We start from the raw sequence: 14,081 nt of genomic DNA, 5'->3' as shown, positions 1-14,081 counted from the left end.
TGATTACATCGGGATGCGATGTTTCTCGAGGTACGTCATCACGCTTTGGTTGGCGGCCCAGCCGTCTGGGAACTTGACCGGCTCGTAGAGGTGGACGGGTTCGGCCGAAGGGTGGGCGTCCAGGAGTTCGTGGATGCCAGCTCGGCCTACCAGTACGCATGCCTGGCGATGGCGGGAGGCCAGCACACACAGGCGGCCGGCTTCCAGGTGGAAGGCGGTGGCGTCACGGCGACCGGACAGCGGATGCAGCACCACCGTTACCTCATACTCGCGGCCCTGGAGGCGGTTGGCGGTGTCGACCGTGATGCCGGGAACGTCGGTGAGCGCGGCCTGCAGGGCTGCCACCTGGTCGCGGTGGGCTGCGCCTACGGCGATCCGCTCCGGTGTCACCGGGCCCGAGGAAGAACCCGATCGGGCGACCGCGCCTCGCTCCACGAAACGGCGGGCGACGGCAGCGACCGCCGCGACGGCTTCGGCGTCGGTGCGCATAGTGTGGCGGGCCGGGAGTTCCAAGTAGCCCCAGCCACTCGTGGCGGCTTCCTCCAGGACGGCGTCCACCGGGGTACGGCCGAAGGCGCGCGTAGAGAACGTCAGTTCGCGGTCGCCGGGGCCGGTACCGGTGCGGAAACCGGTGAACGGATAGAAGGCGGGCGCGATCACCGGCTCGGCGGAGACCGGGAGGCGCCATGACACCGGGAGCTGGTGTTCGGGGAGGCCGGGGTTGTTACGGAGCAGGCCGGCCACCGCGGACTGCATCGGGTCCCAGGTCAAACCCCGCCAGCGGTCGTTTTCCACCACCGAGAACGGGTCGAGCTGGCCGGGGTCACCGACGAACAGGGCACGCTCGAACAGGGCCGCGATGGCCAGCAGGGCATCCGAGCGCATCTGGTACGCCTCGTCGATGATCGCCCACTGCCACGACCGGTCCTTGACGTACGCCCACTTCGCGGCGGTCGCGATGGTGACGGCGCAACCGGACAGGGCTGCGACGTCCTTGTCGCAGGCGACGTTGGCCAGGCCGGCGATGCGGGCGGCGGGCACATAGCCTGCACTGCTGAGCCGGCCGATCAGCGCGCCTGGCAGCCGTTGCGACAGTTTGAGGGTCAGGTCGTCGACCTGCTCGTTCGTCTGGGCGACGATCATCAGCTGCTCGCCGGACTCCACCAACTCGGCGGCAGCACGCACGACCAGCGTGGATTTGCCGGCGCCGGGCGGCGAGTTGACCACCACGCCACGATGCGGGCCGGAGCGGAAATCAGTGAGGATCGCCTGGGTGGCGGCCTCAGCCGCGGCGGCGGGATCAAAGATGGTCACTCCCACACCTCCCGGGCGTCGTCGTCGGTGGGCTGGTAGGGGCGGGGAGGCCCGCCGTGTGTCCAGGGCGTGTCGTCCGCGGATGGCAGGTCGGGGGAGCGGATGTCGTCGGGGAAGACGCTGGTGTAGGTGATCTCCTCGCCCACCTCCGGCACGCTGCCGGGAGCGGGTGTGGCACCGCGGCCCATGCCGTTCTCGATCTGCAGGGTGATCCGGTCGCCGTCGACGGCGAGCACGGTGGCGTCCTGCTTGAGGCGGCTCGGTGCGCGGACGGTGGTGTTCGGGACGAGTAGGACCGGGTCGGTGGTGTGGACCACGATGAGCGGGCGGTTCACCCGGCGGCCCTTGTCGCTGACGATCTTGCGGGCGGGTTCGGTCTGCACGACCGTGCCGGCGAAGGCTTCTCCGGTGACCCGGTGGGCGGCCATCACCAGGGGGTCGTCCAGGGCGCGCGTGGCATCGTACGCCGACTGCTCTTTCTCCAGACGCTGCAAGCGTCGTGCTGCGGCGACCGCGCCGTCGCGCCGGGCCTGGGGCAGGCTGCCGGGCTGGTTGAGGTATTCGCGGAAGTTGGTGAACTCGGTGCGGTCGGTGGCCCACCTGTCCTCGACGGTGTCGCCGGCTGGCAGGGCGCGCAGCAGGTCGATGGCCTGCCACATCAGGTTCCAGGTCGGCTCGAGCTGGGTGCGCAGGGCCGCGGTCAGGCGTTCGACGGCGCGGTCCTGGTCGCCTTCGTGGTAGGCGCGGATCAGGCGTTCCAGCACTTCGGAGTCGAAGGTCGGGTCGGTGGTGGGGCCGGCGGGTGGGAACGCGATCGGGTCTTCGGCGCGGGCGGCGGCTTCCGGGCCGGTGAGGCCGGCGGGCGGGTCGATCCAGGCGAGTTGGGTGGCGAGGTTGGCGTCCTCGAGGGCGCTCTGGCCGGTGGCCCAGTGCAGGCCCAGGGCGCTGGTCATGGCGACGAGCGTCGACGACCCGGGGTGTTCGGCGCGTTCGGCGAGGTGGGTGAGCCAGCGGCCGAGCAGCGGGACGCGCATCGGTACGGCGTACTCGCCGGTGGTGCGGCGGAACCGGGTGGAGCGGCCGAAGAGGCGGACGAACGCGAGCCCGGCGGGGTTGGGCACCAGCACCTGAGGGGCGTCGAGATGCCGGAGGCGGCCCTGCCTGCCGTAGGTCTCCACCTGGCGGGCGCGGCCTTCGATGTACGGCACGACGATGTCGGCCAGCTCGGCGGCGAACGCGAACCGCAGGTCGCGGTTGCGGGGCTGCGGCACCACGAGGATGCGTGGATTGGCTGGATCGGTGCCGAGCATCGCGGCCAGTGGTGCGTTGGCCTCGCCGGCCAGGGTGAGCGGCAGGAACACCAGTGGTCGGTCGGCCAGGTGCAGGTGGCGGCGGGCGGCGATCGGGAAGGCGCGGCCGGCGTCGACGGCGAGTGCGCGGGCGTACGAGGTGATCGCGCTCATGCGGCGGCCGCCGAGCCGTAGATGCGGGCCGTGTTGCGCAGCATGGTGGCCGCCTCCTGCTGGTCGTCGGCGGGCACCCGGGTGCCGTGGGCCAGGCCGAGTGCCTCCGTCACGGTTTCGACGCCGCCGAGTTCCTCGCGGACGGTGGCGCCGAGGGTGTCGGTGCAGCCGGTGGCCTCGTGCCGGCAGAGGAACGCCATCTCGCAGCTGGCGAGGCAGGCCGGCGCATACCTGGCCTCCAGGGTGGACAGGTTCTCCAGCAGTTCGGCGGGGGAGTGCGTACCAGGATCGAGGCTCAGGCCGTCCGGGAGCTGGCCGGCGAGGGTTTCGATGCGGGCGAGCCGGGTCAGCTGGTGTTCCAGGTTGATCAGCTGCTTGCGGACGTCGATCTTCACGGCGGTGGGCTGGTTGGAGAAGTCCTTGGGGCACACCAGTACGACCTCGTGCGACACCTTGTCGTCACCGAGTAGGCGGCGCAGCGCCAGTACGTAGACGGCGGACTGGCGGGCGGCGGCGGCCACCTTCGTACCGTCGGCCTGGTTGTCGATGATGGCGAACGACTTGATCTCCACGACGTGGAGGACGCCGTCGTGGTGGAACGCCACCAGGTCGGGCTCCAGGTAGACGTCGTTGCCGCCGACGTCGAGGCGGAGCAGCGGGTGGTCGAAGAACGTCGGCGCATCCCTGCCGTCGACCGCCGCCTTCAGCGCCTGGCGGGAACGGGTGTAGCGCAGTTCCGAGTTCTTGTTGCCGCCCACCTCCTCAAGGTCCTGGGCGCCGACCTCGGCCAGTTCCAGGCCGAGGGTCTCCCGGAGCAGGGTGAGCAGCTGGGCGAAACCGTTCGCCTTCACCTGCGCTTCGAAGGCGTTTCCGCGGGTGATCGCGAACGGCGACTGACCGAACCGGGCGGCGAGGGTGTCCTTGTCGATGCCGGCGGCGTCGAGCAGGGCGCGGCGGACGCAGCCCGGGTTGCCGGTGAGGGCGGCGACCGTACGCGCGTTGTGGCTTTTCGCGGGTGTGGCACCGCGTAGCTGGCGCAGACGCTCCTGGGTGTCGTGGTGCATCGTTCGTTCCTTCGCGGGAGAACGTCGTTGCTGGTCTGGATAGGGAATCAGCTGCCGGTGGCGGCGGCATCGCCCAAGCGGGCGCCAAATAGTTGCTGCGCGGGGTTGAGTTGGTCGATGGCGCGTTTCGCGGCCGCTTCGCGGTGCGACCGGTCGGCGTCGAGGTGGATGGACAGCTCCGCGCGGCCGGCCTCGGCGACCGCACCCGGTGTCATGGCGTTCGCGCTGGCCGCGGCCCCGGGGATGGTGGCGGCGAAGCGCCACAGCAGCCGTTGTGCGTTCGGGCCGGTTTCCGGTAGGCGGTCGAGGTGCTCGGCGAGGCGGATGGCGGCGGTCAGGAAATCGACGCGCGGGCTGAGCGGGCCGATGATCCGGGTGGCCATCGGCCATGACGAGACAGCGATCAGGCCGCGGGCCGGCGCGAGGTGGTCGGCGGTCAAGGCGGCGCAGAGATAGTACGGGCGGGCGTACGGCGAGGAGTGGAAGGAACGTTCCTCGTCGCGCCGCAGGCTGGTGAGTTTGGTGGGGGTCAGCTCGCCGGTGGCGAACGCCTCGTGGACGGCCACCACCAGTTTCGGGGCGGCCGGTGCGCCGAGCAGGGTCAGTGCCTGGTGCACCTGTTCGCGTACCGGAAGAAGCGGGCCGGGCGCCGGGCGCGGAACCGTGACTGGCGGGGTCTGGTCCGCCAGTTCCTCATCGAGGAGGGCGTCCCACTCGCGCTCCGCCTGCCGTAGTTGCTTGCGCAGGCTGGTGACGCGCTCGCGGTCGCCGCCGGTCAGTGCTCTGCGTACCTCGGTGCGCAGTGCCTGGATCCGTCGATCGAGGGCCTCGACTTGTTCCATGCCCGTACCGTACAGTCTTCCAGCAAGTTCCAGCAATCCCCAGTCTTTCTGTCGGCCGCCACCCCCAGGGCTGCCCACCGTAACGTCGGCATAGGAGCAGACGGTGAGCACGAAACACGCACTCCTGGAGCATCTTTTCGACCGTTTGGCCGAGCAGCACACCCCCGACCAGGCCGCCGAGACCGTCCTCGGCGCCTACGCCGGAGAGCGACAGCTTCGCGCCGTCCTCGAGGGCGCGCCCGCTGACCTTCCCGAACGTGACAGCCCGGTAGCCGAGCAGCGGCACGTCTACCTCGACCGGATCACCGTGGCCGGATTCCGCGGCATCGGCGCCAAAGCCACCCTCCACCTCACGGCGCAGCCCGGCCTGACCTTGGTCATCGGCCGCAACGGCTCCGGCAAGTCCAGCTTCGCCGAAGCCGTCGAGCTGTCGCTCACCGGCGACAGCAAGCGCTGGGCCGAGAACAACCGGATCTTCCGGGAAGGCTGGCGCAACCTGCACAGCCCGTCCCAGGCCGCCATCGAACTCACCGCCCGGTTCGACGGCGACCCGGAACCGGTACGGCTACGGCGCCACTGGCGCGACGACGACACCGAACCGGGCCAGGCGAACGTCGAGATCCGGCACGGCAACCATCGGTACGCCGACATCGACGAACTCGGCTGGCGCCAGCCGTTGGAGGCCTACCGTCCCCTGCTGACCGCCAACGACCTGGGCCGGCTCATCTCCTCACGCCCCAGCGACCTGTTCGACGCGCTCGCCCCGCTGCTCGCCATCGAACCCGTCACGGACGCCGACAACCTGCTCAAACGCCTCCGCCGCGAACTCGACACCCAGGTCCGCGCCGTTTCCGACCGGCGCAAGAACCTCCGCCAGCTCCTCAACGGCATCGACGACGACCGCGCCCGCATCGCCGCGAAACTGCTCGCCTCCACCCGCCCGGACCTCGACGCCGTCGACGATCTGCTCGCCGGTATCGATGACTCCGATCCGGAGACGACGGCGTACCGGCGGCTCACCGCGCTGCCGGAACTGCCGGCCCTCGCCGAGGTCACCGAAGCCGCCGACCGGCTCACCGCAGCAGCCCGGCAACTGCGCGAAACACCCGCCACCGGTACGGCCGAAGCGCTTGCCCGGCTGCTCGAAGCGGCCGCCGACCACTACGACACCCACGGCGACGGCCCCTGCCCGCTGTGCCATCGCGGCACACTGGACGAGTCCTGGCGTACCGATACCGCCGAGCGACTCGCCGCCGTCCGTCGCGATGCCGCCGCCCGCGACGAAGCCGGCCGCGCGCTGACCACCGCCCGTCGGGCCGTCACCGCACTCCCCGTCGGGCCGGCCGTACCCACCAACCTGCCCGGCAGCTTCCCGGCGGAACCGCGCGAACGGCTCCACGCCACCTGGACCGCCTGGGCCGGTCTCATCGCGGACGCCGACCCCGACGCCGTCGCCGTCCACCTCACCAGTACCTACCCCAACCTGATCGCAGCAGTTGCCGCCGTTCGCGAGGCCGCCGTCGACTGGCTGCGGAACCGGCACGATCAGTGGCGCGACGTCGCCGCACAACTGCAGCAGTGGCTTGTCGAAGCCCACGAGGCCCGCGTGCACGAGGCGCCACTCGCCTGGTTGAAAGAGGCCATCGACTGGTACAAGCCGGTCATCGAGAACCTGCGGGCTCAGCAACTCGCACCGTTCGCCGCCCGATCGCAGCAGATCTGGGAGGAACTGCGCCAGGAGAGCAACGTCGAACTCGCCGGCATGAAACTCGACGGCACCAGCACCCGCCGCCGCGTCGCCTTCCCGGCCACCGTCGACGGCACCGCCACCAGCGCCATGTCCGTCATGAGCCAGGGCGAGATGCAGGCGCTCGGACTCGCCGTCTTCCTGCCCCGGGCCAGCGCCGACGCCAGCCCGTTCCGGTTCCTGATCATCGACGACCCGGTGCAGAGCATGGACCCGGCCAAGGTCGACGGCCTGGCCCGCGTGCTCGCCGACCTCGCCGCCACCCGCCAGATCGTCGTCTTCACCCACGATGACCGGCTCCCCGAGGCCGTCCGCCGTCTCGAACTCGACGCCACCATCTGGGAGGTCACCCGCCGGGAGAACTCCACCGTGGAGATCCGCAAGAACATCGACCCGGTCGAGCGCTACCTCGACGACGCCAAGGCCCTCGCCAGGACCGAGGACATGCCGATGCCCATCCGTACGCCCGTGGTCGTCACCTATTGCCGGTCCGCGCTGGAAGCGCGGTGTCACCAGATCATCCGCGCCCGCCGCATCGGGCGCGGCGAGAACCATCGTGACGTCGACGCCCTGCTCGCCACCGCCCGCACCACCACCCAGGTCGCGGCCCTGGCACTCTTCGACGACGTCACCGCCGGCGGCCAGGTTCTCGGCAGGCTCAACAACGCGCACGGTCCGTGGGCCGCGGATGCCCTGCGTGCCTGCAAGGAAGGCGCTCACGGCGCCGCCGTCGCCGACCCCGAACAGCTCGTCACCGACGTGGCCCGGCTTGTAGCGAGGCTCAAGTGATCACCGTCGAGAACTACTTGATCAACGCCGCCGGCCTGATGACGAAGCCGGTCACTGGAACCCGCGGTCTGTGGCCGCGGGCCAGCGTCTGGTTGCTCCGACTTGCCCTGGAGGCGGCCCTCGACCGGTACTGGCAGGAGGTCGCCCCGCCAGTCGGCCAGTGCCGCAGTCGGCGCGCCCAACTGCTCGCCCTCCGGCGGTATGCCGGCGCGGAAACCGCCAGCCGGGCCGCCTACCTGTGGTGGGCGTTGTCCAGGGCCGGCCATCACCACGGCTACGAACTCGCGCCCACCGCGGCGGAGTTGCGCCACCTGCAATCCGAAGTTCAGGGCCTGGTGGAGGCCCTGCACACCGACAGCACGGAAAGGAAGTGACCGTTGTGCCGTTCACCTGCCGGGAGGAGATCCTTGCCGCGATCGCGGATCTGCTCCGACGGTCCGGTCGAGACGACTTCACGTTGCAGGACGTGCTGACGGAGATGCGCCGCCGCGGCAGCCGGTACGCCGAGTCGACGATTCGTACCCACGTCGTCTCCCGAATGTGTGCTAATGCGCCGGACCACCACGGCACCACCTTCGCTGACCTGGAACGCCTTGACCGGGGCACATACCGGCTCCGCGTACCGGCAACCCGGCTGGCGCCACCTGCTGTGGTGAACGTGGAGGTTGGTGTCGGCACGTCGTCGCGATGGCCCTGGGAGGGCAGTGTCCAGGCCGTCTTCGTCGATGTTCTGCGGCGTCACGGATGGGCGATCGATTCGGAAGCCGACACCGCGACGAAGGCGCGAGGTGTCGACGTGCTCGCGACCAGAAGCGGCCGGAGACTCGGGGCGGAGGTCAAGGGCTGGCCGTCCGACGGGTACGCCGATCCCCGGCGAGCGGCGGAGACGAAACGGACCCAGCCGAGCACCCAGGCCGGTCACTGGTTCAGCCAGGCCCTGTTCAAGGCGATGATGCTGCTGGACAGCCATCCCGGCCACGAGACGTTGATGGTCCTGCCGGATTACCGCCGATACCGGGATCTCACCGAACGGACCCGAACCGGGCGCGGCCTGGCGGGAATCCACGTCGTTCTCGTCTCCCCGGACGGTTCCTTCACCAGCGAGTCCTGGACACCGTGACCGCTGACCCGCTGGTGCCACCCGTGCCATTCGGCGACGACGTGTGCGCGGGTTGTGGATCACGGCGAGGCGCAGGCCCGATCAACGCGGCAGCGGCTCGCCGTACCTGTCCAACGCGATTTGGAGGTTGTCGGGCCACTCGTCGATCGGGTCGTTCAGGAAGCGGCCTCGTTCACGCTGAGTTCAGGCGGCGGCATGACGGCCATGGTGTCCGGCCTTGACCGGAGGGGCAAACGGTTTGCGCGGGCTTCGAAATCCGGGGTGGAGGCAGCCGCGGTGATTGGACGCGGCGGCGGGGATGGTCGCCGGGCCGGGGTGGGCGGCCCGGCGACCACGATCACGGCCAGACGTACGGCGACCGGACCGGCTTCGGCTCGTGCGGCTGCTTCACCGGATGGGCCGCGAACTGCTCGGCGTGCAGCCCGAAGGACCGGTCCAGCTTCGGCATCCAGTACGCGTCATCGTGCCGCCCGGCACCCAGCTGATAGTCGTGCCGCACGCCCTTAGCGGCCAACGCCGTGCTCATCTGCTGCGCCGCCGCCCCGAACCGGTACTCGTCGGAGTCGCCGCCGTCGAAGTAGTACCGGTGCCGGTCGAGGTCGGCCACCGGCATCCCGGCGACCAGTGTGAGCGGCCGCAGCCCGGCGTTGGCGGCCTGCTCGGCGGACGTCCCGACCAGCGGCGGCAGGCTCAGCGCGCCCATGTGACTGGCGATCGAGCTGAACACCGCCGGGTTTAGCAGCCCGAGCGTGAACGCCCCCTGCCCGCCCATCGACACGCCGCTGATCCCGCGATGCTCCCGGTCGGCGACGGTCCGGTACGCCCGGTCCACCAGCGGCACGATCTCGTCCACGATCATCGTCCGGTATCTGCCGGCGGACGTGTCGACATACCAGCCGCTGCCACCGTCCGGGAACACCACGATCGCCTCGACGCCGAGCTTGTCCAGGACACTGTCAATATTGCGGGCTTCCCACTCAATGTTGCTGCCGTTGAACCCGTTCAACATGTAGACGACCGGGAACCGCTTGGCGCTGGTGCGGGTGTAGCCCGGCGGCAGGTACACGTTGAACTGCGCACGCCGGCCCATCGCCGCCGACGGGTAGTCGTCGCGGAAGAACCGGGAGTGGTCACCCAGCTCGACCGGTCTGCGCGGGTCGAGGTAGAGCAGCTCCCGGGTCGGCGGCAGCCCGGTCCAGCTGCGGATGGTGTCGACGACGAGCCGGCCCTGGCCGTCCACGAACACCTCGGCCTGCGCGTCGGTCAGTGTCACCTTTCCGGCCTTCAGTAGCTCCCGCAGCTCAGCGACGCGGCGCAGGGCGGTGTCGCCCTGGTGGAAGAACCCGTCGGCCAGCGTCGCGGCATAGCCGCGGACGTCCCCGGCGGCGACGGCGCGATGCTGCCGGTCCAGCACGGCACAGGCATGAGCCAATTGGGTACGGGTGGCAGCCGTCCCCGTGTTGCCGGCAAGGGCCCGTAGCCGCGCCTTCGAGTAGAGCCCGACCGGTCCCTGGTAGAAGCCCCCGCCACCGGTGCCGTCGTAGGCCCGCACGGCGAGGACGTTGGTGGCGCCCCATTTCAGCAGGCCGTCCGCCGGGTAGTACTCGCGCGGCACCTCCCAGGTGGAGTCGAAGGTGGGCGGGAAGCCCCCGGTCCGCCCGATCTCCTGCCCGTTGAGGAACGCCTGATCCGCGTCGTCGATCTTGCCGAGTGCGGCGACGACGGCCGCGTCGGTGACCCCGTCCGGTCGCGCCGGCAGGGTGAACGTCTTGCGATACCAGGCGAAGCCGTCGTACGAGGTGAGGTCGCTGTGCGCGCCCCAGTTGTCGGGAACGCTCCAGTCCCGCCAGGCCGTGTCGGCGAAGGACGGGTCCGACCAGGCCGGATCGTCGCCGGTGGTGAACTTCCAGCCGTCGCCGGCCAGATCCACGCCGAAGTCGACCGACCCGGTGGTGGCGCACGCGGTCGGCGAAGGCCCGGCTGAAGCCGATGTGGGAACGTTCACACATGCAAGCGAAAGGAGTATGGTGCCCAGCAGTGCACGGGTTTTCAGTGACATGAGGTGTGCTCCCGGAGAGACAAGTCCACAGACTCAAACAGGAAACATGCTGGACGAACACTCGCAATATTCACCTTCCGTGTCAACAGGGGCGGACACCGAGAACCTGGTGTTGGAAAATGTGTGAACGGTCGGTAGGTCAGTGATTGAAGACCGTCACCTTGATGGCGTAGGGGTCGGCCCGATACGGGTTGTCGGAGTGCTCGACGGTGGTGCCGGTGCTGTCGAATGACGTGCGATGCACGCTGGTCAGCGGTGTGTACTGTCCGATGTCGAGCAGGCGGTCCTGGACGGGTCGCCGCCTTCACGGTGATTCGCTGACTGGCGGCGGCGGGTTCGTCGGTCCGCTCTGCCGCCAGCCGGTAGGAGCTGAGGATGTTCAGGGCCTCGGCCGGGTAGTGTCAGCGTCGTGGCCGCTTCGATGCGCGTTGGCCTTGCGACGTTCGGAGTCGAGGAGTTCGCAGCCCTCTACACAACCTGCGTTGCGGCGGGCCACGAGCCCGTCGCGTATGTGTATTGCCGTTCGATGAAGCCGAGGGGCCGTACGGACGCTCGTACGGCAGTGGCCGTCGGCCGCGTGCTTGAGGCGATGCCAGCCGGTATGGATCTCTTGCTGCCCGGTACTGCCGAAGGTCTGGCCGACTCTTTGGGCGGATACCGGCTTGATCTCCTGGTGGTCTACGGCTTCAACTGGAAGCTACCCGCGTCCGCGTTACGCGTACCCCGAGCAGGCGTCATCAATGTTCACTCGTCGTTGTTGCCCCGGTACCGGGGGCCGGCACCGGTGCTGTGGGCGATCCGGAACGGCGATCCGGAGATTGGGTTGACGGTCCATCGGATGGATGAACAGTTCGACACCGGTCCGATTCTCGCTCAGCGGGGTGGGATCCCCTTGGAGGAAGACGTCAGCCGGCACACGTTGTGGCAGCGGGTCAGCCCGGTTCTCGACGAGGTGCTCACGGTCGCGTTGGACAAGGTGGAGCGGGGGTTTCCCGGGATTCCTCAGGATGAGGCGGGTACGTCGTACGCGGGGTTCGTGGAGCCTGAGTTCTCCGTGGTGGACTGGTCGCGGACCTCGGCGCAGGTGCACAACCAGGTACGGATGTTCGGCTTCATGGGACCGGAACATGCTCCGGTCGCCAAAGTCGGTGACCAGTGGCTGAAGGTGCTCCGGACACGGCTGGATCCGGCGGACGGGACCCGAGCCGAGTGTGCCGACGGGCCAATCTGGATTGTCGAGTCGGCATCCACGGAGCCGCCCGCTATCCGTCGCTGAGCGCTTGGGTGATGCGCTGGCGTAGTGAGCTGGCCTCGGGGTCATCGAAGTCTGCGAGCAAGGGGAGTGCCTGCCCCCGACAGGACCTGGCCTCGTCTCGGGAATTCTGCTGTTCGAGGACGTTCGCGAGGCGGTGCAGGCACAGTGCCTGCCGCCACCGGTCGCCGAGCGTGCGATGGGTCTCGGCGGCTACCCGATAGAAGTCAGTTGCCTCGGAGAGGCGGCCGAGCTGCTGATAGGCCCGGCCGGCGCCCTCGATCGCGAAGGCTTCGCGGCTGCGGTCGCTGAGTTGCCGCTGGATCGATGCTGCCCGTTGATAGGAGATCAGCGCGTCGGCGGGCTGCTCGGCGGCGCGCTGGACTTCACCCAGTTCGACCAGCCAGTGCGCCTGCCACACCTGGTTCTCGTCATCCTCGGCGATGGTGAGGGCCGTGTCGATGGCGGCGCGAGCGCGGGTGATGTCGCCGAGTCCGCGCTGGACCCAGCTGAGCAGGAACAGCGCGTTGCCTTCGCCGAATCGGTCACCGAGATCCCGGAACACCGTCAGCGCCTCATGGAGGATCTCGGCGGCGGCCTGCGGATCATGAAGTTCGCACAGCGTCTCGGCCAGGTTGCTCTGCATGAGTGCTTCCCAGCGGCGCTCACCGAGGTCGTGGAAGATCGCCCGGCTCTGGTCGAAGAATGACCGGGCGTCGGTGAGTCGTCGGCGCCGCAGACCGATCAGGCCCAGTGCGTTGGTGGACTTGGCTTCCCCGAACCGGTCGCCCAGGCTCTGGCGGATGCTCAGCGCAGCGCGGTGGCTGGTCTCGGCCTCGTCGAGCCGACGGGACTGGAAGCATGCCTTGCCGACGTTTTCCCATGCTTCGGCCTGTCCGGTGCGGTCACCGGACCGGGTGGCGGAGTCGACGCCGATGCGGCTGGTGGTCAGCCAGTCGTCGAAGGCGTTCTGGTGGATGTAGATGGCGCGCAGCACAGCGGCGAGTTGCCAGGCGAGGGTGTGCAACTCCGCCTCGGCGGCGGCCCGGGTCGCGCCGACGAGGTTGGCGGCCTCGGTCTGGTACCACCGCAGTGCGGTGGTGTAGTCGTCGAAGGCGAGCGGGTGCACGTCGGGCGGGACGGGTTCGGTCAGGTGGTATCGGTCGAAGGGAGAGATACGGGACTGGGCGGCGTCGGCGGTGTGCAGATACCAGCCGAGAACGCGATGCAGCACCTCGGCGTGGATGTCGGCGGGTTCGAGGAGGCGGACCTGATCGAGCGCGTACGCGCGGAGCAGGTCGTGGAACTGATACCGACCGGGGGCCGGTTGTTCGAGTAGGTGCGCACCGACCAGTACGTCCAGGTGCCGGCGTACGGACCTGGTGTCGGTACCGGCGAGGGCCGCCGCGGCGGGTAGGCCGAACTCGTTGCCAGGATGGAGGCCGAGAAGGCGGAACAGTCGCGCCGCGGGTTCCGGCAGTGCCCGGTACGACCAGGCGAACACCGTGCGGACGGCGTCGGTGTCGTCCTCGCTGTCGGCGGTCAGCGCGTCCCAGAGCCCCGACTCGTCGCGCAGGTCGGCGATGAGTTCGTCGAGTCGCATCATGGGTCGGCTGGCGGCGCGTTCGGCGGCGATCCGCAAGGCCAACGGCAGCCGAGCACAGAGCCGGGCCAGCTCCACCAGCTCGTGTCGCTGGTCGTCGACTCGGTATCGTGCCGTCACATTTCCCAGTAAAGCAACGGCGTCGTCCTCCTGCAGGATGTCAACGCCGACCCGCAGAGCACCGTGCCGGGCGATCAGGCCGGAGAGCCGGCTGCGGCTGGTCACCAGGGCAAGGCAACTGGCCGTTCCGGGCAGGAGTGGCCGAACTTGCCCGACGGTAGCGGCATTGTCGAGGATCACCAGGATCCGGCGATCAGCCAGCAGCGAGCGGTACAGCGACGCGCGGTCGTCCAGATGAACCGGGATGGCGGTCACCGGTACTCCGAGATCGCGGAGGAACCGGTCGAGCACCTGCTCGGGTGTGGCCGGCGTACCGGGGTCGTAGCCGCGCAGGTTGACGTAGAGCTGTCCATCGGGGAACTGGTGGCGGACACCGTGGGCCCAGTGCAGTGCCAGGGAGGTCTTTCCCACCCCGGCCGTTCCGGTGAGGACCATCAGGGCGGCAGCCGAGGGCTCCTCGGGGTCCACAGCCAGGGCGTTGGTGAGGTAGGCCATCTCGGCGTGCCGGTTGACGAATCCGCGTACGTCACCGGGCAGCTGCGACGGTGTTATCGCGAACGTCGCTTCTGCTACGGGTTCGGACCGGTAGAAGTGCACACCGCCATGTACATCGCGGGCCTGCACGATATCGCCGGTACCGCCCGCTGCCATGCGGTTGCCGTGCCACACCGTCTCCTCCCGGTCGGCGGGCTCTTCGGTAGGCATCGC

At 69.4% G+C, this 14,081-nt stretch carries 10 protein-coding genes; 4 read left to right on the top strand and 6 right to left on the bottom strand.

The genetic code is table 11. From position 1 onward, the window contains the following. Positions 1-3: 3 nt before the first annotated feature. From BJ964_RS46260 to BJ964_RS46245, 4 genes are read right to left on the bottom strand one after another with little or no spacing between them, the layout of a single operon-like run. Complete coding sequence (locus BJ964_RS46260) at positions 4-1,314, bottom strand: AAA family ATPase (RefSeq protein WP_229807422.1); 1,311 nt, start codon at positions 1,312-1,314, stop codon at positions 4-6. Continuing rightward, positions 1,311-2,777, bottom strand: a complete 1,467-nt coding sequence (locus BJ964_RS46255) for a hypothetical protein (protein ID WP_188126588.1) — start codon at positions 2,775-2,777, stop codon at positions 1,311-1,313. The genes BJ964_RS46260 and BJ964_RS46255 overlap by 4 nt, the downstream gene beginning before the upstream one ends. Beyond that, entirely contained in the window at positions 2,774-3,841 is a 1,068-nt protein-coding gene (locus BJ964_RS46250) for a hypothetical protein (RefSeq protein WP_188126587.1), read from the bottom strand. Before BJ964_RS46250 ends, BJ964_RS46255 begins: the two co-directional genes overlap by 4 nt. Before the next feature lie 47 nt (positions 3,842-3,888). Further along, positions 3,889-4,683: a hypothetical protein gene (locus BJ964_RS46245; protein WP_188126586.1), complete on the bottom strand. Its 795-nt coding sequence runs from the start codon at positions 4,681-4,683 to the stop codon at positions 3,889-3,891. 103 nt (positions 4,684-4,786) lie between these two features. Here BJ964_RS46245 and BJ964_RS46240 point away from each other — a divergent pair, with 103 nt between their 5' ends. The 3 genes from BJ964_RS46240 to BJ964_RS46230 are packed head-to-tail and all read left to right on the top strand — an operon-like array spanning position 4,787 to position 8,339. Beyond that, a complete protein-coding gene (locus BJ964_RS46240; RefSeq protein ID WP_188126585.1) occupies positions 4,787-7,219 on the top strand; it encodes an ATP-binding protein in 2,433 nt (810 codons plus the stop codon). Next, entirely contained in the window at positions 7,216-7,593 is a 378-nt protein-coding gene (locus BJ964_RS46235; protein ID WP_229807423.1) for a hypothetical protein, read from the top strand. The genes BJ964_RS46240 and BJ964_RS46235 overlap by 4 nt, the downstream gene beginning before the upstream one ends. After that, on the top strand, positions 7,590-8,339 hold the full coding sequence (locus BJ964_RS46230; RefSeq protein WP_188126584.1) for a DUF7669 domain-containing protein: 750 nt from the start codon (positions 7,590-7,592) through the stop codon (positions 8,337-8,339). Before BJ964_RS46235 ends, BJ964_RS46230 begins: the two co-directional genes overlap by 4 nt. A gap of 337 nt (positions 8,340-8,676) precedes the next feature. Here the strand turns inward: BJ964_RS46230 and BJ964_RS46225 are convergent, their stop codons facing one another. Continuing rightward, on the bottom strand, positions 8,677-10,344 hold the full coding sequence (locus BJ964_RS46225) for an alpha/beta hydrolase (RefSeq protein WP_188126583.1): 1,668 nt from the start codon (positions 10,342-10,344) through the stop codon (positions 8,677-8,679). A gap of 463 nt (positions 10,345-10,807) precedes the next feature. Between BJ964_RS46225 and BJ964_RS46220 the strand changes: the two genes are divergently transcribed. After that, positions 10,808-11,674: a methionyl-tRNA formyltransferase gene (locus BJ964_RS46220; protein WP_203832871.1), complete on the top strand. Its 867-nt coding sequence runs from the start codon at positions 10,808-10,810 to the stop codon at positions 11,672-11,674. Here BJ964_RS46220 and BJ964_RS46215 read toward each other — a convergent pair. Further along, positions 11,661-14,078 (bottom strand): ATP-binding protein, encoded by a 2,418-nt coding sequence (locus BJ964_RS46215; protein ID WP_203832870.1) that lies wholly within the window; start codon positions 14,076-14,078, stop codon positions 11,661-11,663. The genes BJ964_RS46220 and BJ964_RS46215 overlap by 14 nt on opposite strands. Between the last annotated feature and the right edge of the window lie 3 nt (positions 14,079-14,081).

This window comes from Actinoplanes lobatus, from assembly GCF_014205215.1.
Classification (GTDB): domain Bacteria; phylum Actinomycetota; class Actinomycetes; order Mycobacteriales; family Micromonosporaceae; genus Actinoplanes; species Actinoplanes lobatus.
This window is presented reverse-complemented; position numbering and strand designations above follow the sequence as displayed.

What these genes read in the sequence shown, in the direction of transcription:
- BJ964_RS46255 (WP_188126588.1), bottom strand. Translation starts at nt 2,777, where the DNA reads ATGAGCGCGATCACCTCGTACGCCCGCGCACTCGCCGTCGACGCCGGC.
- BJ964_RS46250 (WP_188126587.1), bottom strand. Translation starts at nt 3,841, where the DNA reads ATGCACCACGACACCCAGGAGCGTCTGCGCCAGCTACGCGGTGCCACA.
- BJ964_RS46245 (WP_188126586.1), bottom strand. Translation starts at nt 4,683, where the DNA reads ATGGAACAAGTCGAGGCCCTCGATCGACGGATCCAGGCACTGCGCACC.
- BJ964_RS46215 (WP_203832870.1), bottom strand. Translation starts at nt 14,078, where the DNA reads ATGCCTACCGAAGAGCCCGCCGACCGGGAGGAGACGGTGTGGCACGGC.